The organism is Atlanticothrix silvestris CENA357 (assembly GCF_016056295.1).
GTDB lineage: Bacteria > Cyanobacteriota > Cyanobacteriia > Cyanobacteriales > Nostocaceae > Atlanticothrix > Atlanticothrix silvestris.
Window position 1 is genome coordinate 1 of the sequence record NZ_JAECZB010000086.1, and the last position, 25,522, is coordinate 25,522.

Consider the following 25,522-nt stretch of genomic DNA (forward strand, 5'->3'; position numbering starts at 1 on the left):
GATTTTATTAATTGCTATCGCCTATACTTGTGCTGTTTTAGCAGGTCGTAACTCTCGTCAAATGGGATTACAAAAATATATTGGTCGTCTGAAGGAATTAAACCGACTACATCGCCGACATAGCGCATTTTGGGTTGGTTTGTATGGCCAATTATGGGTGGGTGCAATGGAGTTTTGGGCTGATTTAGCTCATGATTTAATGCGTTTAAAGCCCAGTAAACTACCCTATTTTCGCAAGGGTCTACGTGCTATGTCTCTTATCCAGTCTGCTTTGTAGCTTCTTTGTCACCCCTTCAGCACCCCAAGTTAATCCAATTGAGCGATTATGGGAGGAAATTAAAAGGCATTTAGCTTGGGAAAGCTTTGGAACTTTAGATGAGTTAAGACAATTTATCTGGAGGCGTTTGGAAAAATTAAACACATCAATCGTTGCTTCTATTACAGGTTGGGATTTTATTCTTGATGCTTTATTTGAATCAAATTTTTCGTGAATTGGTATCACTCCCTACCTCTCCGAAACGAAAAGGGAGGAGCAACGAAAAATTAAGACCAATATTTAAAATTATTGCATGGCGCTGGTTTAAGAAAAATTGTCCTCAGTTAATTACGAAATGGCTGCAAGGTCAGATTGCTTTCAAAATAGTAGAGAAATCAAAAACGCAAGTAGTTCTAGAAAAACAAGACCCTAACCTCAATTCTCTTGCTAAATCTCAATATCATGTTCAAGAAGTTAAACTTTTGCGATCGCAAGTGAAATTACTCACTGGAATTTTAGTGAGTATAATTACTATATTTGGTGGTAGTTTTATTTGGTTAAGTTAACGTGAGTTCGACGGATTTTAGAGGCTAGAAGCCTTGTCAACAAAGGATTACTGAGCTATGGCTAAAATAAACTATCAACCATTAGTTGAGAATAAAGTCAATAATTGACTGATATAGAAGTTACTGATTTTATTCTCAATAAGCTCAACTATTTTTAGGAACAGCTATTTACTGGATACTATGCTAGTCAAAGGTTTTAGAGTTTAAAGTTCATCGAACTCACGTTAAGTTATTCACTAGAGCGATCGCATCTGCAAACAGTCGAAGAACTACAAACCCAAGTCAAAACACTAGAGGCTAGCGTTAACAAACGCTAGTCAGGTTTGTAACTCGTAACTCGTAACAATTACGAATTACGAATTACTTTAACTGCTACTTAGGACTAACTTTGTCAATCGCCGTGATTTTGCCGTCTTCGCCTACTGTCCAGACATCGTAGACACCAAGTACATCGCCATTAGCATCAACGTCTACATTACCGCTAGCTCCCTGGTAGTTAATATCTTGGCCTGCTTTAAGTAACTTCAACCCCTCACAAACATCAGTCACTTCTTTACCAGGTGCATTGCTAACTTCACGGATTTTGCTAGCTATGCCAACACCTGTGTTTTCTTTAGCAGCTTGAGATGCTAAAACTAACAACGCAGCAGCATCCCAAGTTTGGGGAGTGTATTCCCCTGGTGAGCCACCTTTTTTCTCTTTCCAGAGCTTGTTAAAAAAGTCTAATGCTTGACCATCAGAACCCGGTACTGTACCCAAAGCTCCAGTTAAGATATACTGACCATCGCTTCCTTTTCCAACTTGTTCTGGTAAAGCAGGCGATTTCACTCCATCTGTCAGCATAATCTGCACTCCCTTGGTTAAACCTTGCTGATAGGCAGCTTTGAGAAGCAAACTACCGGTTTCTGGGTAAAGCGCGGCAACTACTGCCTCAGGCTTACCAGCAAAAGCAGTGGCAGCTTCGGTATCAAATGTTTGAGCTTTGGGATCGTAGCGAACTGGCTTGTTTTTATTGATTACTGTTCCACCCAATTTTTCAAAAGTTTCTACAAACGCTTTTTCAAAGCCCACACCGTAGTCGTTGTTAATTACAACTGTCGAAACTCGCTGAAAACCTTTTTTCCTAGCAAGTTGGGCTAAAGCTAGCGCTTGATATGTATCAGGGGGAGCAGTACGTGCCCAAAAACTTTTAAAGTCACCATTTTTTGCTTTTTGAGTAAAGACGGGACTGGTACTACCAGGAGAAACCAACATGACTTTATTAGGTACGGCAACTGAGACAGCCGCAGTGGAGACGCTACTAGCAAATGAACCAACTACACCCGCAACTTTATCTAGAGTTGCTAGCTTAGTCATGCCAGCAGCGCCAGCTTTGGGGTCTGTTTGGTCATCTACTTGTACTAAGGTCACTGGTTTACCATTCACGCCACCGCAAGCATTTACCTTATCGACAAGCAAAGGCGGTACTGATACCATTTGCTGCCCTATGGAAGCCGCATCACCAGTTGTTGGTAATAAAGTACCAATTTTTAGACCTTCAGTATTACTGGTTGTAGTAGTTGAGTTGACTGGTGCAGTAGTACCTCCATTATTAGCTGTGTTATTGGGGGTAGTGGTATTGTCACAAGCTGCTGCCAGGAAACCAGCTGCTAAAGTGCTTATACTTAAAGCTAAAGCAGTACTAATTTTTTTCATAAATTACTTTCACTCCTCTGATATTCAGGAGCCTCAAAGTAAGATGTAAACTAGGTTTTCAGGATAGTTTAATCTTAAACAGACTCTAAAGGATAAATGATAACATCCACCTTGAGGAATAAAATTGTTTACTCCCAAATAAGTATTTATTTAACTTATAGAAAGTACTTTTTTGTATATTTAATACTTGAAAACGGAGAGGGAGGGATTCGAACCCTCGGTACGGAGTTACCTGCCGTACAACAGATTAGCAATCTGTCGCTTTCGACCACTCAGCCACCTCTCCTGGGTCACGAATAAAGATGTTAGCAGATTTATTTGGGGAAGTCAATTGTCAGTTGTCAGTTGTCAGTTGTCAGTTGTCAGTTGTCAGTTGTCAGTTGTTGGTTTTTTTCTTAGTTACTACTGACCACTGACCACTGACCACTGACTATATTAACTTCTTCAAAGCACTTGCGATCGCATCCAAGCCGCGGGCAAAGAACGTAACTTTTGCCATTGGGGCACATAAGCACGTCGAGTAAAAGCATTGTAATCGTTGCGTTCAATTACGCTTAAAATTCCACTGTAATGCATGAGAGCTGCCCAGACTGGCCAACGACCATCAGCAGATAGGTAAGAAATCCCCCTTTCGGCCTTGCGATAGAATTGTCGTGCCCGATCAATTTGAAAGCGCATGAGAGAACGCCAGCGATCGTCCACGACACCCTCTAACAAATCTTGCTCGGTGTAGTTGAATCGTGCCAAATCTTCTAGAGGGATATAAATTCGTCCGCGTCGTGCATCTTCTCCCACATCCCTCAAGATATTGGTCAGTTGCTTAGCAATTCCTAAGGCAATCTCTTCTTCTATGGGAATGTATGGCTGTTGTTCACAGTTCCACGGAGCCGTATTTTTGGTAGTATCTAGCCCCATCACTGATGTTGACATTAAGCCTACAGTGCCAGCGACACGGTAACAGTAGAGGTATAATTCCTCAAAAGTTTCATAGCGACTACGATATAAGTCCATACGCTGTCCGGCAATCATATCCCGAAAGGGCTGAATGTCCATAGGGAAGCGTTGAACGGTATCTACCAAAGCTACGTCGAAATTATCTAATGGGTGTCCAGCAAAAATTGATTCTAACTGATGTTCCCATAAGTCTAGAGTTTCTGGCGTAGTAATAGCAGATGCAGGGCCATCCACTAGTTCATCTGTACGGCGACACCAAGCATAAATTGCCCAGATAGCGGGACGCTTTTCTTTGCTCAGGAGCAAAGTACTGAGGTAAAAAGTTGTGGAATACTTGGCTATGAGATGACGACAAAGTTCATAGGACTCGTCCACAGAGACCAGCGTTTTCATGCGCGGGGGGGATTCAGGCAGTTGCAGCATTCGTTGCAGGCGGTCGGGTTAGCGTTTGCAGGCTGGAAGAATTTGCTACCGGTAGGGATTCAGAGATCGCCTGCGATGTCAGCTTACCAGAAAGTACAGCACCTTCCATACTTCCTAAGTAGCGTTGCATGGTGTAACTTCCTGCAAGATAGAAGTTGGCAATGGGCGTAACTTGTGCGGGACGGTATTGTTGACGACCAGGGGTAGCTTTGTAAACTGAACGCGGTGTTTTCACCACATGATATTTCAGCAACTTTGCTGGATTGTCTCCCATAAAGTGTTTTGGGAAAAGTTTTTCCAGTTCGGCAACTGTTGCGGCAATAATTTCCTCATCAGATTTGCTAATCCAATCTTTTGCAGGAGCTAGAACTAGTTCTAGCATCGAGCGATCAGGGTTAGCATACTCACGGCAAGTATTGCTCATATCAGCATAAACGCTGAGGAGGGGTGATCGCGAAAATAGCAGCTGATCAATTTCTGTAAGTTTTCGATCAAACCACAGATGTAAGTTAATCACAGGCACTCCTTCCAAGCCATCCAGCTTTTGGAAATATTCCATTTGTTTCCAAGGCTTTGGTAACATTGCTTTGAGGATATCTACTGACATTGCGGAGACGTACAATTCGGCAGTTTCGATGTAGTCTGGCGCGCCATTCAACCCCCGGATGACAAAGTGCTTTACTGTCCCATCGTCATTGAGTACGATTTCTTTGAGAGGTGCATTTAGACGAACTTCGCCACCACGTTCTGTGATGTAATCGACAATAGGCTGACATAGCCTTTCCGTGGGGGAACCATCTAAAAACGCGATTTTGGAACCATATCGTTCTTGCAGAAACCGATTTAATGCAGTTAATAAAATGGTTGCAGAAACTTCATCAGGATTGATAAAGGTGAGTGCCTTACATGCGGCGATAAAAACGTCACTAGTTACTCGCTCACCAACACCTTGTCTTTCCAACCACTCTAAAAAACTGTACTTATCCATATCTTCAACATACTTCTGACCCCGAACCACTGCTGGTAGCAGGCCAATTGCAAACCTAATCTTCTGCTCCCAAGTCAACATGTCTTTGTTGCGAAGAATTGACGCAATGACGTTGAAAGGAGATGGAATATCCGGAACATCAAAACGTGATAAGGTTCCAGGCTTTTCCGGTTGATTAAAAATCAGTGTATGCTCTTTCCACTGGAGTCTGTCCTCAATGCCTAATTCCTTGAGCAATTGGAGCATATTGGGGTATGCACCAAAGAAGGCGTGTAAACCGGTTTCGTACCAGTCACCGTCAGAGTCTTTCCACGCCGCAACAAGACCACCCAGTACGTCCCGGCTTTCCAAGACAATGGGAGTGTGACCAGCGTCTGTGAGATATTTCGCGCAGGAAAGTCCTGCTAAACCAGCACCCGCGATCGCTACTCGCATTTAAACTTACTGCCTTTCAATATTTCTTTATCATTTTGCCGTTCTCATTATACGTTGCAATCCGTTACATTTGGCAGCCGTTGTGCGATCGCTTTACCAAAAAACTCTCAAATAAAGGAATTGTGCCTGACATGCATCTACCGAAGCAAACTACCAGCACTATTGACACTACATATAAAATGTATAATTTTTATACTAAACATATTTACGTATATATATAAACCAGTATACTCTTTGACTGCAAATTGACATTCCTTCTCACATAAATACAGAGAAAATGGAAAATATTTTAACTTTTAGATACGTTGTTATCAAAATAAAACTTTTAATTTAAATGCCTGCAAACAAAAATTAGCACTGTGTAATAACTCGTTTTTAAATTAATTTGTATACATTTTAGCTTTAAAATTTCCTAATTATAAAAAAGATTGAAATCTAAGTAAGACAATAAAAAGAAATAAAAATTAGAAAAATGGTTTCAAGCTCGCTTTCAGTAAATAAATGTTGCTAATCTATGTAAAAGCCTGTCTCAATTTGCTTTTGAGTGTATCTAAATAACTTTTTTCAAACCATTAATTTGGTATCTATACAGAATAAATTATCTAAAAAAGATTCAATCTAGGACATCTAAATAATCAGCGGCAGAATCGTACGCTAAAGTTAAAATATTAATTTTTCTTGTATCTTCTTGTGCAATTTTTAGTGCCGCAGCTATATTTGCTCCTGAAGATATTCCAACTAATAACCCCTCCTTTTTCATCAAATTTTTCATCATCATTACAGCTTCATCAAATTCAATACTAATCATCTTATCAACAATATCGATATTTAAAACCTTAGGAATCATTCCCACAGCAAGACCTTGAATTTTATGAGGAATAAACTTATTACATAGTAAGTCGCAACCTTTAGGTTGAACACCTGCTATAACTATATTTGGTAGTTCTTTTTTAAGAACTTCTCCTATGCCTGTTATATGTCCTCCAGTACCGATACTGGCAACAAAATAATCTATCTTTTCATCCTTAAAGTCTGCTAAAATTTCCTTAGCAGTTGTTAAACGATGAGTTTCTGGATTCGCAGGATTTTGGCTTTGATTTAGCATTACATAGTCAGGATGCTCTAACTGAATTTCTTGGGCTAGTTCACCATGAGAATTATTTCCATTACGGCTGTCAGAAAGGACAACTTCTACGCCAAAAGCCTTTAATAATTTTTGCTTTTCTGTAGCATAATTATCCGGAATAACGAGAACAACTTTGTACCCTAAGACAGATGCTGCAATCGCTATTCCTATTCCAGTATTTCCTCCAGTAGGCTCAAGAATTGTTTGACCAGAGTTAGGCTTTAAAATTTCCATTCTTTCAGCGCTTCTAATCATATTGAATGCGATTCTTATTTTGTGGCTACCACCTGGATTAAACGTTTCAAGCTTTACAAAAATGGAGGAATTTGTGCCAAATGTGGCTTTATTTAATTTTACTATTGGAGTATTACCAACTGTTTCCAAAATAGAATTATATATCACTTGAAATTTTTCCTTCAAAGTATAAATTTTTTATATTTTTTCAAAAAATCTATCAAATTTTTAAATTTAAGTTGTTAGCTATATCCTCCAGCAGCGGCAATAATAATATCGATAGAGTCTCCTTCGTTTAAGACAGTTTCTGAGCCCACTTGATTCCCATTTACTGCTAACAATATATGTGATTTTACTATTCCATTTGGGTAGTAAATATGAGCTTTCAAATTTTCGTATGACTCACAAAGGTTGTTTAGTGCTTCATCAATAGTAGAGCCTTTTGTTTCTATTATCTCCTGATAATTGGTTAATTTTTGCAGTACTTTGGGTATGTTAATTGTGACCATTTATAACTCCTAAGTTTGTGAAAAAATTCAATACATTATTTAAATTTCTTTACCATCAAATAACTTTACAAGTTGATAATCGCCATTTACAAACTTAAAAAGCTTCGCACACCCAATTCGAGTAGATTGAACATCAATAACCAAGTGCTTAACTGGATAAATAGGTTCACCATCAATGATTGCATGATTCCTGTCCTCATCACTAAAGTATGCTCCCAGATCAGGATGAGAATGGTAAATAATCCGAACTGGATTATTTGAATTGAAACTTCTATCTAGAAAAAGTAGATCCTCGAAGGAAAATGTAAAAGCAGTTCTAGCAGTCCTCGGATATTTAAATGGATCAAGTTTGTGCAATTTGTTCTGTACATTTTCACATTCTTTAACACCATCATTTAAAATAAAACCACAGCACTCTTCTGGATAACTATGCCTCGAATGCAAATAAACTCTTTCTAGTGCTGAATCTGAGAGTATGTTTTCATTGGTAAAATTCATATTCAAGGCAAACTCATCTAAAATAATTAACAAAACAAACTTTATTTTTTAAAAGGTTTAGGGTTTTTATTTTGCTTATTAAGTTGGTATTTTTATTTTAGTCAATGTAAAAGCTCCAAGTAAACCAAGAAATAGGATAAAAAATTTATAGCTAAGTATCTCATTTTCAATTAATAAAGATATGCTAACAGCTATGACTGGAAAAAAGATAAATACATAAGATAGCATAACTGTATTCATTCTCTTGAGTAGATAAAAATATAGTGCAAAGCCTATTACAGAAGCCACAATAGCAAGATATAGAATAGCAAAAATAGAACTATAGGAAAAACTTGAAACATCAGGTTTCTCAATTAAAATACCTAGTAGTAAAAGTAAAAGTCCACCTATGCCCATAGGAAGTGTATTTAATGTCAAAACGTTGATTTCAAATCCGTATTTTTTAATCACAACATAACTTAATGAGTGACATATTGCAGCGCCTAAAATTGCACATATACCCAAGATATTAGTTTCACTAAAGGTTTGTTGCTTCTCCAGAATTATCAAGATAAGAAAAATAAAACCTAATATAACTCCAAATAACTGATTTATGGGAACTTTTGTACGGTTAATAATAATCGAGAACAAAATCATAAAAATTGAAACTGTAGAAAATAGGATTGCTGTAAATCCTGAAGATACAAATCTTTCCCCAAAATTTAGAAGAAAATACGGTATACAAAAGTAGCATACTGTAACGAATACAAACAGCATCTTCTTATTATTCTGGTAAAACAAGCTTTGTTTCTTTAGTTTCAGAATACTTAAAAGAAATGGAAATGCAATCAGAAAACGTAACCCAGCAGAGGTTAAAGGAGGTATTGTTTCAACTGCTGATTTTATTGCTATCCAAGTAGTTCCCCAAATGAAGCAAACTACTATATAAAATATAACAATCCAGTTATTTTTTATTGTTCTTTGCATACTTTGTAGTCGAGATACAAGGTTAACTTTAAACAGTATGTTTTCTGTAATTTACGAGTATTTTAATACATTACAAAAATGCATTTTATGTATATTTTTACTAAAACTTAGCTTAAATTTCTAAATCATTAGCACTGTCTTTAAGTATGTCAATGACAAAAGCAATATGATCTGATAAATCTACCCCTAACTCTCTTGAACCTGCATGGATTTCATCACGATCAACTTTGGCAGCAAAACTCTTTGTTTTGAGTCGTTTTAAAACGCTCGATGGATCTAGAGATTGAATCCCATCTGGTCTAACTTTAGAACAAGCTATAACAAAACCTGTAAGCTCATCACAAGCTAATAATGCCTTGTCAAGTTGGGTAATGTGAGGAACTCCCCACTTTGTATTGTGAGCAGCAACAGCATAAGCAATTTCTGGTTCTTTTTGTTCCTCTAACCAAGCAACAATATGCTTAGGATGTTCTTCTGGCCAAAGTTCATAATCAGCATCATGAATTAGTCCAGCTAAACCCCAGCGCTCTTCTTCTTGCTCATTACCTCCATATAAGTGAGCTGCTCTTCTCATAACTATTTCAACGGAACGAGCGTGAATAAATAGTGAAGGATTTGATGTCCATTCTAATAATTTATTCCAAGCTTGCTGACGACTGATGACCATGTTTTTTACCTCAAAACTTCTTAAATAGCTTAAAAATTATCTCAATTTATTATCTTGATCTATTTTTATTGTGCGCCGACTAAATGGGCTAAATTAATCAAATATTTAAGTAAATTTTTGACTGCTAGTGAATTTAAAATAGTAATTGATGAATTATTTTTAGAAATAGCTATTTTTATATCTTCTGCTTTTAATTGATTTTTATTTGCGATTATTTTTAGATATAACTTGATTTGATCATCTTCTTTTTCTATAACCTGAATAGCTATGTTTGTAATTTCGTTATTTTCGCCATCGATTAAAGACAAGAATGTATTTCTCAAACCTTTACCAAAAATATTCAGTTCTTTATTTTTTTTTAAAATTACACCGTAGATTTCTATATTGCTTGGTTCCTCTGTTTTAATAATCTGATACTCATTGGTAACTATGACTCTTGCCTTAGATGGTATATCGCTGCGAATAATACATCCTGGACTTATTTTCACATTGTCTCCAATTTGTACAGAGCCTAAAATTTTTGCAAACGCTCCAACTTCGACTTTATGACCCAAAGTTGGGTGGCGTTTTCCTGCTTGATTAGCTGCAATTCCTGTAGATCCTAAAATTACACCCTGTAATATGTAACAATCGTGTCCAATTTCACATGTTTCTCCAATTACAGTACCTGTACCATGATCAATTACAAATCTAGATCCGATTTTAGCCCCAGGGTGAATTTCTACTCCAGTTAAGACTTTTGCTTCCTCTGATATTCTTCTGGCTAACTGTTGCAATAAAAGCGGTTTTTTGTATTCATAATCCCCCGTATGATAATACAGTGTGTTTGCTATACGGTAATACATAACTGCTTTAAAACAGGTATACGTTCTAAACACATATTCGATAGACCTTCTAGCGGCTGGATCTCGCTCTGTGAAACTACAAAGATCATCCCAAACTAAAGAGTATATTTGCGCGGTAATTATTTCTTTTTCAAAAGTACTGAACAAGCTGTTGCTTGGCATAAAATCATTCAAAACTTTGTATATCTCTTTACAGACTACCCAACTGAAATCATTCAAAACTTGCATGATTTTACTTTATCTCTAAACTTGCTTGAGTTACTGAATGCTTTAATACCAAAGTCAAACGTAGATATTTGGCTATAAAAATATTGCTTTCAACTCTAAACACTATTAACCATGAAAAATTGGTTAAAAAATTTTTTATTTTTAAGTATTAAACATCATAGCTTTTCTTCAAGTCAGGATTTTTGTTCGCTTAAGACTTAGTTAACCTTTGCTTAATTAAATCCAGATTTAACTTAAACAAAACTTAAACATAATTGGGTGTTAAGAAAAACCTTTTAAGCAAAATTCACAGTTGAATACTCTCATAGATAAGTAGGGATTGTCAACTTAAATCTATGTTGAGATAATATGCTAAATTATTTTGTGAATATTTGGGTTTTCAGTACCTGTTCTACCAAATATTCAGTTTATTTATCCCATAAACCCCATAAATAAAGGGTTTTATTATATGTAATGTCAAATCAGCAAATGAATTTACTTAAAACCCTTATCTAACAAGGGATTAAAAAATCATCAGAGCAATTTAGCGTAGTAATTACCCAAGAGGGAATATTCTTTTCTAATAGTAAATATAGCGATTCCCGGTCTGGTGAGGCTTTCAAGGGTAGGGAATTAAAAATCAGGCAGTAGAGAGGGTAATTTGAAACACATTCATTTGTGGAGTCAAGCTTGGCCAAGGTTCAGGGAAAAAACAACCGATTGGTAATGGTAGGCGATTGAGAATGGCAGCCTTAATCACTAAAAACCCACGGCGAAAACACGAGAGACAACGATGAAGGAAACTATTTTTAAAATTGCGTCGAGCAACATGGGTCGATGGTAGCTCATCTAAACTACTAATGGGTAAATTTGCATCAACTTCACCGCCAACACTCACTTGCCACAAAGTAGCAACAGCAATAGCTAACCAATGCCTTTCGGCACGTTGAGGATCTGTAATTTTAGTCCGATTTATTTCTAAATACTGTTACTTACACCACTTAAATATATTGGTATTTATTTTCCTTTAATAAGGAGAACGCAACGTTAAAAATAAAGGTTGACCACACCAAAATATTAAATACATTTCAATAAAGAACTTTTTCTGAGATCATGCTGCATTTGATAGTCAGTTCTAGCAAATTCTATTTGTAAAATTAAGCGGTCTTGATGAGTTGGTGAAATTCCTTTATGAAAGCAAAGTGGATCTTCTGCAAATCCAAAACCAGCTTGTCCACAAATTTCTACCAAAGATTCTTGACCATAATAATCGATAATTTCTTGGTCTGTTTCTCGTTTACGTAACCAAAGATGTGAGCTTTTTTTCTGATTATGACTTTTACGAACACAAACATGAGGCCCACTCTGATTGTCTACATTAGTCAAATAAAAGAAAAATTTGATAAAGCAATAATCATCTATATCGTAATGAAAAAGTTGAGCCGCTTGACTTTGTTCGCGGTAAGTCATATTTCCCGCAAAACTCCACCACATTTTATTTCCTTGATGTACTGGTGGAGCATTTAAATATTTTGCGGCTATTGCTAATAACTTTGGGTCAGTTTGGAGTTTTTTAATGGCTGGACAAAATAAAGCGGTGTTGAAATAATAACCTGTAATAAAATGTTTGCCAGATTTAATTTGTGCTTCTGCTTTCTGATGATAATAAAAACCATACTCTAGCTTTTGATTACCATAACAAGCTGTAGATTGAGCAAATTGAACTATTTCTTGAACGACATCTTGAGGTAAATTAATATCCAAATATAAACCTTCGTTTTTGAGACTGTTAATAGCATCGTCTACATTGACATCTGCAAAACACGAATTATTTTCATTTAACAGTGATAAATATGAATTAATTGAGCGTTGAGAGAAGTATTTGACTAGCGATCGCACAATCCGAAATCGGGCAACTTTACGCATTAACAGCCATCGAGGATTTTTAGTCAATCCTTTATAGCATTCATAAGAAATATCATAAAATTTTGCGAAGGTTTTTTCAAAACAGTTATTAAACAAACTTATATGCATAAAACTCCTGAAATGAAAACAGCAGTATGCGATCGCCACTTTGTTGGCGTAAGTATAAATATGTAAGTTATGTCATTAAATCTTAATTGATCAAAATTAATCAGGCTACCGTACCACAGTAAATTCACTGTTTCTTTGTACGAAGTAGTATTTTTTTAAAGAGTTAAAAATATGGATTTGAGGTTGTAACCGATAAAATTAATCTCCACAAAATTACTGAGATGCTCACAGATAATTGTGTAGATTGTTGACTGTCAACGGTTAACAATCTTTATCGATGATGATTAAAAGTGTAGGATAAAAGCTATTTCCTTTGGATTAAAAATCTGAGTTGTTAGTATAGGTAAAACTTTATGTCAATCTCACGACAGCTAGAACGCTTTGGACACCACCTGATTATCGGTATTTCTGGTACTACTTTAAGTGATGAAGATAAACGTGTACTGAGTGAACTGCAACCGATAGGGGTGATTTTTTTCGCGAAAAACTTTCTAGATGGGACTCCCTATGAGGTTTGGTTGGAAAACTTCAAAGATTTGAATGATCAGATACGCGAATATGCTAAACGTGACTCCATGTTTATGACTTTAGATCATGAAGGAGGGCGTGTAGTTCGCACACCGCTACCAATTACCCGATTTCCTCACGCTTTGTTGTTGCGATCGCGCTCACGCGAAGTAGCCAAAGCCACAGCAAGAGAGCTAAAATCACTGGGGATTAACTTATCTTGGGCCCCTGTCGCAGATATTTTTTCCCATCCTCAAAACCCTGTCATTGGGCCGCGGGCCTTTGGTAACACTCCCGAAGCTGCTGTTATAGGTGCATCTGAATATTTTCTCGGACTTCAAGAGTCAGGAATTTTGGGATGCGCTAAGCATTTTCCTGGACACGGAGACACCAGTAAAGATTCTCATATTGAGTTACCAACACTCAATCTCACTTTAGAAGACTTGCGAAATCGAGAACTTATACCTTTTCAAGCGCTGATAAAAGCTCAAATACCTTTGATGATGACGGCGCATATTTTATTTCCTCAGATAGATGCTAAATTACCAGCAACCCTTTCTCAAACTATTCTCAAAAACATACTGCGGGATGAACTGGGTTTTGAAGGAGTGGTTGTATCTGATGATTTAGATATGAAAGCTGTGTCAGATATGTTTATGAATAGTGGGACTGTAGCGCAGGCGTTTCAGGCTGGCTGTGATTTGTTTATCGTTTCGCGCAATATTAATTCTTCATCTATTGAACGTACTTATAAAATTGCTGAAGATTTCGCCGATTCTTTGAACAAGGGTAATTTAGATGAATCTGTAGTGTCAGCTGCTAGAGACAGAATTGAGAAATTACTAGCAGTCACACCGCAATATATTGTCCATCCTCTCGATAAAAATACATTACTGCAACATGGGGAATTAGCGATCGCTTGTGCTTTTTAAGTAATACCAACTCTCTGTAAACTTGCACTTAATAATGAAATCCTCAACTGATCTCTTTCTTTGCGTACTTTGGGTACTTTGCGGTAGCCTCCGGCAAGCCGCTTTGCGTCTACGTTTAATAAATATTAAATGCATCTTCATGGAGAATTGGTATAAGAAAAAAAAGAGGACTAAAATCCTCACTACGACTTTGCAGCGGAAATTATAACTTTAAAAGATGTCAAGTCAGTTTAAGTCCGCCTTGATAACCAGTAACGATGCGACTACCGTCCTTAAGGACGTGAATCTCTATTTGGTCACTGGCCCAAGTAATCTGGTCAGCGAAAGCCGGGTTGAATACACGAACCCGTTGATTACTCGAAGAAACAGGAGAATCAGGAGAATTAATTGCCAAAGACTCCACAAAAGGGCCGTCAATCAAAATATCCAGTTGTTCTAACAGAGTTTGGGAATCTGGGGGAGCAGATTCCGACTGTAATTGCTTTAAAGTGAATCCTGTAAAAGACATGACATTTAAACCAGCAGCTTTTACTTTGCGTGCTAAAGATGCTAATGCAGATGCTTGCCAAAAGGGTTCTCCACCAGAGAATGTCACACCCGTATTGTGAGGTTTACTCAAAATCTTTTCAACTAGGGTATCAACAGCAATCAGTTGGTTAATCTCAAATGGCCAGGACTCAGGATTAAAGCATCCAGGACACTCACGCGGACAACCTTGTACCCAAATAACAGCACGAGAACCGGGGCCATTCACCTGTGATTCATCAACATAACCCATAATATTTAGATAGCCAGGAGGAATTTCTGTGAGTTCTAGCGATGGGTTGGTTGGCTTAGTTTCCATCTGTTTCCTTCTTTTAACCTTACCTGTTAACCGTTAACTATAGCGAAGTTCCAGCTAACAATGCTGTTACAAGTATTTCCCTTTAGCTGGCTACTCATTTGCTACTCAATACAGCTATTTTTACTATAGTGAAAAGCCCCGGCGTGTAGGTTTGAGAGTCGCTACCTTGACTTGAAAATTTACTTTGTCACTCATTTGGCCACTTCTGGCCTCCAAAGTCCAGCTACCAGGGCGCAAATGCCAAAATAAAGAATTAGCTGATTGAGTAGCTAATTTTTCATTATTTAGCCACCACTCTACAGGCTGAGATTTAGTTCTTGCTAGTTTCAACTCTAGTTTTTGCTGTCCTTCTTCACCGGGATACAACAAAAATAAATCGCCATTATGGGGAGACACAATTCTCAAATTGCTAAAAACCAAATTCGATTGTGGTTGTTTGGCTAACCAATCATCATATTCGGATGGTAATTTGAAATCGTGCTGATTTGCGTAAGCAATTTTATCTTCAGGGTAAAAATATTCCTGGACTACTGATGTACAATCTGGCGTTGGTTGTAATCCTGATATTGCACAGATTGGTAATTGCACTAAATTCTCTGGAGACGGAAAAGCTGCGGGTTCTTGATGTTCGTGCAGGTGTAGCATAATCCGATTCCATAAAGGTGCTGCACCTGTAACTCCAGAAACTTGTCGCATTGGTTCACCATTAAAATTACCCACCCAAGTCGCTACTGTGTAATCGGTAGTAAAACCAACAGTCCAAGTATCACGAAAGTTAGAAGAAGTTCCAGTTTTAACGGCAGCAGGGAAGGGTAAATTTAACACCGAGTCTACACCAAAAGCTGTGGCACGGGCATGACTGTCACTGAGCATATCAGTGATTAGTTGCCATGTTGTCCGGTTGGAAAATAAAGAACCGCAGATAGATTTATCGGCACGGCAGTTGCTACAAGTCGGGGAACCCGCCCAACGCACTGCCTCGTTTATCTGCGTATATCGGCGGTAGCAATTTTCTTTTGAAGAATCGCTCAGAGTAGTTAGTAATGGCGTAGCTTCTCCTTGTCGCGCCATTGTCACGTAAGCTCTAGCCAATTCCCAAAGATTTACTTCACCACTACCGAGAGTCAACCCCAAACCGTAATATTCTGGAGTTTGATTGAGGTGGGTAAATCCCAACTGATGCAGACGTTCTAAAAAAGTCTGGACACCGACTTTTTCTAAAACCCTTACTGCTGGCACATTTAAAGAATTTGCTAAAGCCACACGCACCCGTACCGGGCCTAAAAAGGTTTCGGTGTAATCTGTAGGGCTATAAAGTTGTGCGCCGGGAATAGCGTAGTGAGCAGGGACATCTGCCAAAATGGTATTTGGGCGAATTACACCTTTTTCTAAAGCTAATTCATAGACAAAGGGTTTTAAGGTAGACCCTGGTTGGCGTAAAGCTTGTACTCCATCATTGCGTCCTAGTTTTGCTTCATTAAAGTAATCAGGCGAACCAACATAAGCCAAAACTTCGCCAGTATGGTTATCAATTACCAAAGCTGCTGCATCATGGACGTTGTTAGCAGCTACAGAAGCAATTACCTGTTGTACTTGGGTTTCGACAAACTGCTGCAAAGGACGATTGATAGTGGTACGAATTAAAGATTGCTCTTTGGTAGAAGAAATCTGATTGGCTAACCAAAATAAAAAGTGTGGTGCAGCAATAATTCCCTTTTGGTGGGACTGAAACACTACTTTTTCTGTGGATATTTGTTCTGCGATCGCCTGATTTATATACCCATCCATTACCATACGATTAAGGACGTATTGCTGCCGTTGTTTCAACCGTTCCCAATGTTCATAAGGATTAAAATAAGTGGGATTATTGGGAATAGCCGCCAAAAGACTAGCTTGGGCGAGATTTAAATCACTAGCTGGTATGGAAAAATAAGTCCGGGCTGCGGCTTCTACACCATAGATATTTCCTCCCATTGGTAAGCGATTAATATAAGCCGCCAGAATTTCATCTTTGTTCATCCCGGCTGTTAGCCGCCAAGATAACCAAATTTCTTGAACTTTACCTAAAAGATTGCGGGGAACGGGATTTAACATCCGCGCCAATTGCATAGTAATTGTAGAAGCACCGGAGACAATTCTTTTGGCGTGAATGGCTTCTTTGATGGCGCGGATAATAGCTTTGATATCCAACGCGCCATGCTGATAAAAGCTACCATCTTCGGCGGCTAAAATAGCTTGAATAAACTGGGGAGAAACTTGATTGAGTGGTACTACTGCTGTATGCTCTTGGTCACGAGTGAGCAATGTGCCTAATGGTAAACCATTGCGATCGCTAAACTGCATTGCCAGCTGATTTTGAACAATATCTGCGGTGCGAATAGGTGCAAAATAAGGCAGTAGGCGCACAGAAAGACATATTAATAGCAAACTTAAAATAATTTTACTAGTTTGAGAATTTAGCTTAATTTGGAGCAGCGATCGCAATTTTATTTTCATCAGCTACTTTACCCATATTATTAACCCTTATTTCCTAGTTTATCTATTGCTGATTGCAAAGTTGCTTGTCTTTATTAATTAAGTCGTTAACATCATGACAAACTTACATTTCTCAAACCTAACAAGCGATGTCTAACGACAAGCCACTTTGCTTCTACGCGTATCATTTTATAATTTAGCTGGGACGATCGCCCTCATAATAAGAACGTTTTCGTACGGGAATACATCACAAGCAATGCAATTAGAATGACCACACGCTTTATTCTTAGTGATTATGTTGAGGAAGCGATCGCACAGGCGGTTTCTGACAAACTGGAAGATGGGACTTTTGTGTTTACCTCTTCGTTTCCCATTTTTTCTTATCCCCGTAGACTTGCAGTATGGACAATGCACAGTAGTAAATCCTAATTCATCCTTCTATTATGCAACGCCGGATTTTACGAACGATTCCGGCCGACAGTTGCTCAATGGTAAACACCTGCAAGGTAAGCTGATGGCTAAAGTTGCCAATTTACTTTTTAACAAGTTGGTTGAAGCCATCGCCTCCGGCGGGGCGTAGCCCATCGCAAAATCATGATCATAAACACCTGATTTCAAAACCCCTACACTAAAAGTAGATGTTTTGAAATCAAAGGAAGGTGACTAGAGTGAAGAGCAAGAATCAAGTTGTTTTCACTTTAATTTTAAAAAGCGCTATTGTCTTTTCACCTTTGCTGGTGCCTGCTGGTATTACCAGGGGACAACCTACGCCATCTGTCTCTAGAGAATTGACACCTGCTCAAGTAATATCGAATCAGCAGCAGGAAAAATTGGCGCAAGGGGCAGTAGAAAATCGCACTCCCGAACCAGAGCAATCTGATTTTGAGCGTGCCTTTAATCCTACAACTATCCTAATGAATGTCTGGTTAGTCATATTGAGTTTATTTCCAGTTGCAGTGATTGCTTTATTTTGGCTGTTAAGACGCGTGGCAATCCGTGAAATTGTTAACAGAGCAATGGCACAGTTAGAGGGAATCGAAAATTTACAAAACCAGTTAATTATTGTTAAGCAAGAAGCTGAAAATACTATTCAAGATGCTAAAAGCCTCAATCGTCAATTAGAAAAAGAAGCTGAGTCATTACAAGAAAAAATAAAAAGACATCAAGAAAATTTATCAAAATTAACATCTGAACTATTACAATCAAAAGACAATATTTTTGCAGGAATAGAAACTGATGTCAAAAGTGTCCAACAAAATATAGAAAAATTAGAATCTGAATTTGCCGGGCAATTATCTCAATTACAATTGGATACTCAACACCAAAGAAATTTCACAGTAGAGAATATAGCAAAACTAGAGTCTGAGCTAGCATCTCAACTATCTGAATTAAAATTAGGTGTTGAACAACAAAAAAATCTAGCTTTAGAAAGTATCGAACAAAATAAAGACGATTTTATTGCTCAATTTACAAATGTGCAAAGTGATGCTCAACAGCAAAAGGATAGCATCCTTGAGAATTTAAGCAAATTGCAGACAGAATTTGTCGCACAATTATCTGAATTAGAGGCAGATGCTCGAAAACAAAAAGATATCACATCAGAGCATTTAGGAGAATCAGAAACTTTATTTCAATCTCATTTATCTCAATTAAAGTCTGAAATTCAAGTACAAAAGGACAACATTATTGAGAGTTTCACAAAATCGCAAGCTGAGTTTGCATCTCAATTATCTCAATTACATTTAGATGCAGAACAAAACAAAAATAGAATGCTAGAAAATCTAGGAGAATTAGAAAACACATTGAAATCTCATCTATCGGAATTACAGTTAGATACGCAGCAGCAGAGGGATAGTATCTTTGAGAATTTGATCAAACTACAAGCTGAGTTTGCATCTCAATTATCAGAATTACAGGTGAATGCTCAAAATCAAAAAGAGCTAATAATTACAAATTTAGAAAAATCAGGTTCGGAGTTTGTGTCTCAGTTTTCAGAATTGCAATCGAATGCTCAACAACAAAAGCTATTGATTCTAGAGAAGCTAGAAAAATTAGAGACGGAGTTTGTCTCTCAACTTTCGGAATTACAGTTAGATGCTCAACAACGCAAGGATTCGATTTTGCATGAATTGGTTGAAGTAAAATCTGCCTCAATTCCTGAAGAAAAGCACACTCAAGAACCACAACCACAGCCAAAATTATTAGCAGATGATTATATTCAACAGGGAGATGCTCTGTTTTCTCAAAAGCAGTATTTAGATGCGATCGCAGTTTACAATAAAGTAGTTAAACTTCAGCCGAATGAACCTGTTGTTTGGTTAAAACGAGGTCTGACTTTAGTCAGATTAAAACGCTATCAAGATGCGATCGCTTCCTATGATAAAGCTATTGAGATTCAGCCTGATTATCACCAAGCATGGTGCGATCGTGGTGTAGCTTTTGGTAACTTAAGACAGCATCAGCAAGCCTTTGCCTCTTTTGATAAAGCCATACAAATCCAGCCGGATGATGCCATTGCTTGGTTAAATCGTGGTCTTTCATTGGTAGAATTGGAACAATACGAAGAAGCGATCGCAAGCTTTGATCAGTCACTACAATTTAAACCAGATTCCCCTAAAGCCTGGGATAAACGCGGTTATACTCTGGTAAGATTGGGACGTGATAATGAAGCGATCGCTAGTTTTAGTAAAGCCCTAGAAATTAAGCCAGACTATGCCAGTGCTTTTTACAATAGAGCAGCTTGCTATGCACTGCAAAGAGAAGTTGAATTAGCCTTAGAAAATCTCCAGCAAGCAATTCAACTAAATCCTAGATATAAAGAAGACGCTGCAACTGACATAGATTTTGATGAAATTGCAGATGATGCAGAATTTAAGCAGTTGATTGCTGTTTAAATCATCTCAAATTCTAAATGATGACTTTGAAGAAAATCATGAGTGAAATGATCTACCACATTCGTATCAGCAAGTTCTAAATTGTAAAAATCTACAACCTCATGCTCAAAATATGGCCCAGCGTGCCAAGTACCTTCATTTAATTTGATAAAACAATTTCCTGGAATCCGGAAAGCGGCGATTTCTTCTAAAACGGGTTCATTTAGATCATTATGAGGAGGACAAACCGCAATCAACCAATCTTTTCCTGCCAAAGCACCTAAACATTGAGTACATTGCAGATGGCGAGTAATTTTATGAAACTTTCGCCCTCTTTTGTCTAACCGCATAATATAAAATCGCGGAGTCCCATTTTGTAGATTTAATTGAGCATCTTCTGCATCAAAACTCTTACCGTCTTGACTTGCACAAATTACCTGTCCATAACGTCGAAAGTTTTCTGAATTTACCAACTCTGTTGGCAATTGTTTTAGTGTTTGTGATGTATTCATACAATTTTATTGAGTGAGAAAATTATTTTGATTCTTCTAGTTCTTGGGGAATAAGTGATTTAGGAATTAGAGAAGCTTGCTTTTCTTGAACCGAAGGTTTTGTATACCACCAAGCCCAAGCAATTACAACTGCTTGAAATGGAAGTCTAATAACTTGAAACCAAGGTGAATCTGAGTATGGAATATTTTCAATTCTAATATGATTGATTGCTTGGTTAATATTAGCAGGAAACACTGCAATAAATAATGCAATTAGTCCCCAAGCAGCAGCTTGACTTACAGGTGGAACTAACAACCCAATACCACCTAAAATTTCATAAAACCCACTGAGATAAACTAATTCTAAAGGATAGGGAAGTTGGGGTGGTACAATTTTTACATATTGTTCTGGCATAATAAAATGTGTCACTCCAACTATAATAATAGATACTGCAAGGATGACACGTAAGAGTTCCTTATACTTATTCATGGGTTTCACCTCATTTTATATTTGCCTCTAGTAGTTCAGTATTTATTGCTTAATATCAGCCTGTCTTCAATCAATAGGGAGAAAATTAGCTAACTTTTGCCAAAATACCCCTTACGACTTTAAAGTATGTTAATAACTCAAATGACTATCCATCTTCAGACTAATGTATGACGGTAAATTTTAATCGGCGTAAATTTGTTTTGTGTGGTTCAGCAGTTCTTGGTGTTAGCCTTCTGCTAAAAGCTTGCAGCAATAACCAAGCGACGACACCAACAACAGAAAATAGTAGTGAAGGATTTAAAATAGCGATCGCACTCCCTGGAGTCATTACAGATCAAGCTTGGAATCAATCAGGGTACGAAGGAATAAATCAGGTAAAACAAAAGCTTTGTGCAGAAGTAGCTTATGTAGAACAAGTAGCACAAGCAGATCAAACAGAAGCATTAACAGATTTTGCCCGTAAAGGCTACAATGTAGTTTTTGCCCACGGTGGACAATTTGATGCAGCAGTAGAACAAGTAGCTGCACAGTTTCCCAATACATTTTTTGTTGCTGTTAACGGTTCTGTTAAAGGTGAAAACATCGCCGCTTTGCGAATAGATCACCTCCAAGGTAGCTATTTGTGTGGAATTATTGGCGCTTCTATGACTAAATCCAACAAATTAGCTTATATTGCTGGACAAGAATTTGCAGCTACCCAAGAAGAATTACGTGGGTTTGAATTAGGGGCAAAATCTATTAAACCAAATATTCAAATTACCTCTACCTTCACAGGTGATTGGAATGATGTTGCCAAAGGCAAAGAAGCGACACTTGCATTGATTTCATCTGGTGCAGATGTGATTTATCAATGGTTAGATAATGCTTCAGCCGCAGTTTTACAAACTGCTAGCGATAAAGGAATTTATGCTTTTGGTAATACCAAAGATCAATTAGATGTTGCTCCTAAAGCGGTTTTAACTAGCGCTGTGAAGCGATTAGATTTAGCAATAGTATATTTGGCAGAATTAGCCAAACAAAAACAACTCAAAGGTCAAATATATACGATTGGGCTAGAAAGACCAGATATATTATCTGTAGGAAAATTTGGTTTAATGGTTCCAGAAAAAGTTAAACAACAGACATTAAATACAAAACAAGAGATTATTGATAAAAAAATTATCTTTGAAAGTTGCAATGAAAACGGTAAAGACACACGTTGTTTGAAAAAAGTATCAGTTTAAAATTTAGATACTTACTAATGTCATATTTACGTTTAGAAAACATTACTAAATGCTTTGGTTCCTTTATTGCTAATGATAACATTAGTTTCAGTGTCGAAACTGGTAAAATCCATGCAATTTTAGGTGAAAATGGAGCAGGTAAAACCACTTTAATGAACATCATTAATGGTCTTTACCAACCTAACAGTGGTCAAATGTACCTAGAAGAAAAACCAGTCAAGATTAATTCGCCTCATCAAGCAATTAAACTAGGAATTGGCATGATTTACCAACATTTCATGCTTGTTCCCCAACTGACTGTTACAGAAAATATTATTTTAGGAAGTGATAATCAGTGGCATCTCAATCTACATCAAAAGCAACAAGAAATAGCTGCTTTATCCCAAACTTACGGGTTAGAAATCGACCCAACTGCCAAAGTAGAAGATTTACCAGTAGGAACACAACAGCGTGTAGAAATTTTGAAAGTTCTCTACCGCCAAGCTAAATTGTTAATTTTAGATGAACCTACAGCAGTTCTGACACCACCAGAAGTCAAATCATTAATCGCTGTTTTGCGCCAACTTGCAGCAGATGGTAACACAATTATTTTTATTAGCCACAAGTTAGAAGAAGTCATCAACCTTTGTGATACTGTGACAATTTTACGTCGAGGCAAAGTAGTAGCAAATACGACAACTCAAGCAGCCACACATCAAAAGCTAGCAGAATTAATGGTGGGACGCGAAGTTGATTTACAGATCCAAAAAGCCCCTACTTTGCGAGGAAAAATTATATTGTCGGTGCAGGGTTTAGAAGTTGTAGATGACCGGGGTATGACTGCTGTAAATAATGTATCCTTTGAATTGCAGGCAGGGGAAATTTTAGGAATTGCTGGCGTTGATGGCAATGGACAGCGAGAACTAGCAGATGCGATCGCTCTTTTACGAACTTCTAAACAAGGCAAAATTGAGTTTGCAGATTCTACCCATCAAATTATTGGTTACATCCCAGAAGATCGGCAAAAAATGGGTTTAATATTGCAATTTAATATTGCTCAAAACTTAATTTTAAAAGCTTTTAAAAGCTTGCCATTTTGTCGTCGTTTTTTGTTACAAAAAGCAGCGATCGCCAATCATGCCCAAGTCGCCATGCAAGAATTTGATATCCGCGCTACAGGGGAAGATGTCAAAGTCAGTCAACTGTCCGGGGGAAATCAACAAAAGGTGGTGTTAGCACGAGAACTTGCAGGGGAACCAAATTTAATTGTGGCGATGCAACCAACGCGGGGATTAGATGTCGGCGCAACAGCAGCAGTACATTCTCGGTTATTGGCAGAACGCGATCGCGGTGCGGCAATTTTGTATATTTCTACTGAATTAGAAGAAATCATGGCCATGAGCGATCGTATTGCTGTAATGTACAAAGGTGAATTTGTCGCTATTTTAGACGCACAGACAGCGACAGTAGAGGAGATTGGTTTATTGATGGCTAGAGGCAAGACATAAAACAATACCAACAAACCTCATGTAGAGACGCGATTTATCGCGTCTACTTTAATAATTTTTGCAATTCTGCATCTGTAAATGGATTCTTGCCAGCTTTAAGGTCTTTCACCCAGCGTTGCACTTGAGCTTTACCATCTTTATCATCAGTCGAGGCGATGTAGGCTTCAAAGTCGGCGATTGCGCCGGGGGTGTCGCCTGTTAGCGCCCTGGCTAAACCACGACTTTCACGATAAGGGGCATAATTATCTGCCAGGATAACGCCTTTGTCACAAGCAAATAATACCAACTTGGCTTGTTTATGCAGACTACCTTGGCGACAGAGTGTAAGCCAAGCTTCGGCGGAGATTTCGATTTTGGGGTCTAACTTTTGGGCATCGGCGTAAGCTGTGACGGCTTCTTGTACTTGATTCTTGATAGCAAGTTCCTGACCTTCTTTAAGTTTGCGTTGCGCTTGGCCTTTAATAGCAAACTCTTTTGCTTTTGCTTGGGAGTCAAATTTTAATTGACTGTCCCATTGTTGTGCTTTGCGAAATTTGGCAACGGCAGCATTAATATCATCATTTTGAGCTAACTTTTCACCTTGAATAACTAACACCATAGCTGCTGGCATTAACCGAGATGGCGTTTGACATTCTGGCAACTCTTCTAGGGTTTCAGGATGGGCAATGAGGTAACTATTCAGCGAGGTGCAACCACTGTCTAATAAATTATCGAGATTCAAATCCCAGATTTTGATTGTGTTGTCAGTACTGCCAGAAGCAAGTTGTTGCCCATTGGGGCTGAAGCCGACGCTAATGACCTCATTGTTATGCCCAGTTAGGGTTTTGAGCAGTTTGCCTGTGGTGACATCCCAGATTTTGATTGTCTTGTCACCACTGCCAGAAGCGATTTGTTGCCCATTGGGGCTGAAGCCGACGCTATAGACCACACTATTATGCCCAGTGAGGGTTTTGAGCAGTTTGCCTGTGGTGGCATCCCAGATTTTGATTGTTTTGTCTAAACCGCCACCAGAAGCGAGTTGTTGCCCATCGGGGCTAAAGCCGACGCTATTGACCCTATCGTTATGCCCAGTTAGGGTTTTGAGCAGTTTGCCTGTGGTGACATCCCAGATTTTGATTGTGTTGTCACCACTGCCAGAAGCGAGTTGTTGCCCATTGGGGCTGAAGCCGATGCTAGAGACCCAACTGTTATGCCCAGTTAGGGTTTTGAGCAGTTCGCCTGTGGTTACATCCCAGATTTTGATTGTGTTGTCCCAACTGCCAGAAGCGATTTGTTGCCCATTGGGGCTAAAGCCGACGCTATTGACCCTATCGTTATGCCCAGTTAGGGTTTTGAGCAGTTTGCCTGTGGTGACATCCCAGATTTTGATTGTGTTGTAACCACTGCTAGAAGCGAGTTGTTGCCCATTGGGGCTAAAGCCGACTCTATAGACCGAATCGTTATGCCCAGTTAGGGTTTTGAGCAGTTTGCCTGTGGCGACATCCCAGATTTTGATTGTATCGTCACTACTGCCAGAAGCGATTTGTTGCCCGTTGGGGCTGAAGCTGACGCTATTGACCAACTCTTTATGCCCAGTCAGGGTTTTGAGCAGTTTGCCTGTGGTGACATCCCAGATTTTGATTGTGTTGTAACCACTGCTAGAAGCGAGTTGTTGCCCATTGGGGCTAAAGCCGACTCTATAGACCGAATCGTTATGCCCAGTTAGGGTTTTGAGCAGTTTGCCTGTGGCGACATCCCAGATTTTGATTGTATCGTCACTACTGCCAGAAGCGATTTGTTGCCCGTTGGGGCTGAAGC

Annotated in this window: 22 protein-coding genes, 1 tRNA gene and 1 pseudogene; 7 read left to right on the forward strand and 17 right to left on the reverse strand. The window is 38.3% G+C overall.

The window, feature by feature from the left end:
* Together I8751_RS21735 and I8751_RS21740 are read left to right on the forward strand one after the other, a co-directional pair.
* Positions 1–277 (forward strand): annotated as a pseudogene (locus I8751_RS21735) (IS4 family transposase); the annotation flags it as partial.
* 185 nt (positions 278–462) lie between these two features.
* Complete coding sequence (locus I8751_RS21740) at positions 463–822, forward strand: hypothetical protein (RefSeq protein WP_214441181.1); 360 nt, start codon at positions 463–465, stop codon at positions 820–822.
* Between the two features lie 372 nt (positions 823–1,194).
* Here I8751_RS21740 and I8751_RS21745 read toward each other — a convergent pair whose 3' ends face one another.
* The 12 genes from I8751_RS21745 to I8751_RS21800 all read right to left on the reverse strand — a co-directional run bounded on the left by I8751_RS21745 (position 1,195) and on the right by I8751_RS21800 (position 12,322).
* A complete protein-coding gene (locus tag I8751_RS21745) occupies positions 1,195–2,517 on the reverse strand; it encodes an ABC transporter substrate-binding protein (protein ID WP_214441182.1) in 1,323 nt (440 codons plus the stop codon).
* 194 nt (positions 2,518–2,711) lie between these two features.
* Positions 2,712–2,803 (reverse strand) — tRNA-Ser (locus I8751_RS21750).
* Between the two features lie 158 nt (positions 2,804–2,961).
* On the reverse strand, positions 2,962–3,894 hold the full coding sequence (crtB, locus tag I8751_RS21755; RefSeq protein WP_214441183.1) for a 15-cis-phytoene synthase CrtB: 933 nt from the start codon (positions 3,892–3,894) through the stop codon (positions 2,962–2,964).
* Positions 3,878–5,317: a 15-cis-phytoene desaturase gene (pds, locus tag I8751_RS21760; RefSeq protein WP_214441184.1), complete on the reverse strand. Its 1,440-nt coding sequence runs from the start codon at positions 5,315–5,317 to the stop codon at positions 3,878–3,880. Before pds ends, crtB begins: the two co-directional genes overlap by 17 nt.
* A gap of 613 nt (positions 5,318–5,930) precedes the next feature.
* On the reverse strand, positions 5,931–6,845 hold the full coding sequence (locus I8751_RS21765; RefSeq protein WP_214441185.1) for a PLP-dependent cysteine synthase family protein: 915 nt from the start codon (positions 6,843–6,845) through the stop codon (positions 5,931–5,933).
* 74 nt (positions 6,846–6,919) lie between these two features.
* Complete coding sequence (locus I8751_RS21770; RefSeq protein ID WP_214441186.1) at positions 6,920–7,186, reverse strand: MoaD/ThiS family protein; 267 nt, start codon at positions 7,184–7,186, stop codon at positions 6,920–6,922.
* A gap of 39 nt (positions 7,187–7,225) precedes the next feature.
* Positions 7,226–7,717, reverse strand: a complete 492-nt coding sequence (locus I8751_RS21775; RefSeq protein WP_214441187.1) for a Mov34/MPN/PAD-1 family protein — start codon at positions 7,715–7,717, stop codon at positions 7,226–7,228.
* A 45-nt stretch (positions 7,718–7,762) separates the two neighbouring features.
* Positions 7,763–8,650: a DMT family transporter gene (locus tag I8751_RS21780; RefSeq protein WP_214441188.1), complete on the reverse strand. Its 888-nt coding sequence runs from the start codon at positions 8,648–8,650 to the stop codon at positions 7,763–7,765.
* A 112-nt stretch (positions 8,651–8,762) separates the two neighbouring features.
* The gene (locus tag I8751_RS21785; RefSeq protein WP_214441189.1) at positions 8,763–9,317 is read right to left on the reverse strand and encodes an HD domain-containing protein; all 555 of its coding nucleotides are present in this window, start codon (positions 9,315–9,317) and stop codon (positions 8,763–8,765) included.
* Positions 9,318–9,382: 65 nt separating this feature from the next.
* A complete protein-coding gene (locus tag I8751_RS21790; protein WP_214441190.1) occupies positions 9,383–10,390 on the reverse strand; it encodes a serine O-acetyltransferase in 1,008 nt (335 codons plus the stop codon).
* A 619-nt stretch (positions 10,391–11,009) separates the two neighbouring features.
* Positions 11,010–11,267 (reverse strand): hypothetical protein, encoded by a 258-nt coding sequence (locus I8751_RS21795; protein ID WP_214441191.1) that lies wholly within the window; start codon positions 11,265–11,267, stop codon positions 11,010–11,012.
* Positions 11,268–11,446: 179 nt separating this feature from the next.
* A complete protein-coding gene (locus tag I8751_RS21800; RefSeq protein WP_214441192.1) occupies positions 11,447–12,322 on the reverse strand; it encodes a hypothetical protein in 876 nt (291 codons plus the stop codon).
* Between the two features lie 434 nt (positions 12,323–12,756).
* Between I8751_RS21800 and nagZ the strand changes: the two genes are divergently transcribed.
* Entirely contained in the window at positions 12,757–13,842 is a 1,086-nt protein-coding gene (gene nagZ / locus I8751_RS21805) for a beta-N-acetylhexosaminidase (RefSeq protein ID WP_214441193.1), read from the forward strand.
* Between the two features lie 220 nt (positions 13,843–14,062).
* Here the strand turns inward: nagZ and I8751_RS21810 are convergent, their stop codons facing one another.
* Positions 14,063–14,686, reverse strand: a complete 624-nt coding sequence (locus I8751_RS21810; protein ID WP_214441194.1) for a 4Fe-4S single cluster domain-containing protein — start codon at positions 14,684–14,686, stop codon at positions 14,063–14,065.
* A 123-nt stretch (positions 14,687–14,809) separates the two neighbouring features.
* Positions 14,810–17,182, reverse strand: a complete 2,373-nt coding sequence (gene pbpC / locus I8751_RS21815; protein WP_214441195.1) for a penicillin-binding protein 1C — start codon at positions 17,180–17,182, stop codon at positions 14,810–14,812.
* Positions 17,183–17,428: 246 nt separating this feature from the next.
* Here pbpC and I8751_RS21820 point away from each other — a divergent pair, with 246 nt between their 5' ends.
* Positions 17,429–17,590, forward strand: coding sequence for a hypothetical protein (locus I8751_RS21820; protein ID WP_214441196.1), 162 nt, complete (start codon positions 17,429–17,431; stop codon positions 17,588–17,590).
* Positions 17,591–17,829: 239 nt separating this feature from the next.
* Positions 17,830–20,055 carry a tetratricopeptide repeat protein gene (locus I8751_RS21825; protein WP_214441197.1) on the forward strand — a complete coding sequence of 742 codons (2,226 nt, stop codon included), beginning with the start codon at positions 17,830–17,832 and terminating at the stop codon, positions 20,053–20,055.
* On the opposite strand, the gene I8751_RS21830 is transcribed toward I8751_RS21825, so the two are convergent.
* Positions 20,052–20,546, reverse strand: a complete 495-nt coding sequence (locus I8751_RS21830; protein WP_214441198.1) for an ureidoglycolate lyase — start codon at positions 20,544–20,546, stop codon at positions 20,052–20,054. The genes I8751_RS21825 and I8751_RS21830 overlap by 4 nt on opposite strands.
* A gap of 22 nt (positions 20,547–20,568) precedes the next feature.
* A complete protein-coding gene (locus I8751_RS21835; protein ID WP_214441199.1) occupies positions 20,569–21,015 on the reverse strand; it encodes a DoxX family protein in 447 nt (148 codons plus the stop codon).
* A gap of 167 nt (positions 21,016–21,182) precedes the next feature.
* On the opposite strand from I8751_RS21835, the gene I8751_RS21840 reads away from it, so the two are divergent.
* Positions 21,183–22,238, forward strand: a complete 1,056-nt coding sequence (locus I8751_RS21840; protein ID WP_214441200.1) for a BMP family protein — start codon at positions 21,183–21,185, stop codon at positions 22,236–22,238.
* A 17-nt stretch (positions 22,239–22,255) separates the two neighbouring features.
* Positions 22,256–23,725: an ABC transporter ATP-binding protein gene (locus tag I8751_RS21845; protein WP_214441201.1), complete on the forward strand. Its 1,470-nt coding sequence runs from the start codon at positions 22,256–22,258 to the stop codon at positions 23,723–23,725.
* Between the two features lie 43 nt (positions 23,726–23,768).
* Here the strand turns inward: I8751_RS21845 and I8751_RS21850 are convergent.
* On the reverse strand, positions 23,769–25,522 hold a 1,754-nt coding region (locus I8751_RS21850), incomplete at its 5' end, for a WD40 repeat domain-containing protein (RefSeq protein ID WP_263973531.1).

Coding starts and splice junctions, on each gene's coding strand:
- I8751_RS21740 (WP_214441181.1), top strand. CDS start 463: ATGCTTTATTTGAATCAAATTTTTCGTGAATTGGTATCACTCCCTACC.
- I8751_RS21745 (WP_214441182.1), bottom strand. CDS start 2,517: ATGAAAAAAATTAGTACTGCTTTAGCTTTAAGTATAAGCACTTTAGCA.
- crtB (WP_214441183.1), bottom strand. CDS start 3,894: ATGCTGCAACTGCCTGAATCCCCCCCGCGCATGAAAACGCTGGTCTCT.
- pds (WP_214441184.1), bottom strand. CDS start 5,317: ATGCGAGTAGCGATCGCGGGTGCTGGTTTAGCAGGACTTTCCTGCGCG.
- I8751_RS21770 (WP_214441186.1), bottom strand. CDS start 7,186: ATGGTCACAATTAACATACCCAAAGTACTGCAAAAATTAACCAATTAT.
- I8751_RS21780 (WP_214441188.1), bottom strand. CDS start 8,650: ATGCAAAGAACAATAAAAAATAACTGGATTGTTATATTTTATATAGTA.
- I8751_RS21785 (WP_214441189.1), bottom strand. CDS start 9,317: ATGGTCATCAGTCGTCAGCAAGCTTGGAATAAATTATTAGAATGGACA.
- I8751_RS21790 (WP_214441190.1), bottom strand. CDS start 10,390: ATGCAAGTTTTGAATGATTTCAGTTGGGTAGTCTGTAAAGAGATATAC.
- nagZ (WP_214441193.1), top strand. CDS start 12,757: ATGTCAATCTCACGACAGCTAGAACGCTTTGGACACCACCTGATTATC.
- I8751_RS21810 (WP_214441194.1), bottom strand. CDS start 14,686: ATGGAAACTAAGCCAACCAACCCATCGCTAGAACTCACAGAAATTCCT.
- pbpC (WP_214441195.1), bottom strand. CDS start 17,182: ATGAAAATAAAATTGCGATCGCTGCTCCAAATTAAGCTAAATTCTCAA.
- I8751_RS21820 (WP_214441196.1), top strand. CDS start 17,429: ATGACCACACGCTTTATTCTTAGTGATTATGTTGAGGAAGCGATCGCA.
- I8751_RS21830 (WP_214441198.1), bottom strand. CDS start 20,546: ATGAATACATCACAAACACTAAAACAATTGCCAACAGAGTTGGTAAAT.
- I8751_RS21835 (WP_214441199.1), bottom strand. CDS start 21,015: ATGAATAAGTATAAGGAACTCTTACGTGTCATCCTTGCAGTATCTATT.
- I8751_RS21840 (WP_214441200.1), top strand. CDS start 21,183: ATGACGGTAAATTTTAATCGGCGTAAATTTGTTTTGTGTGGTTCAGCA.
- I8751_RS21845 (WP_214441201.1), top strand. CDS start 22,256: ATGTCATATTTACGTTTAGAAAACATTACTAAATGCTTTGGTTCCTTT.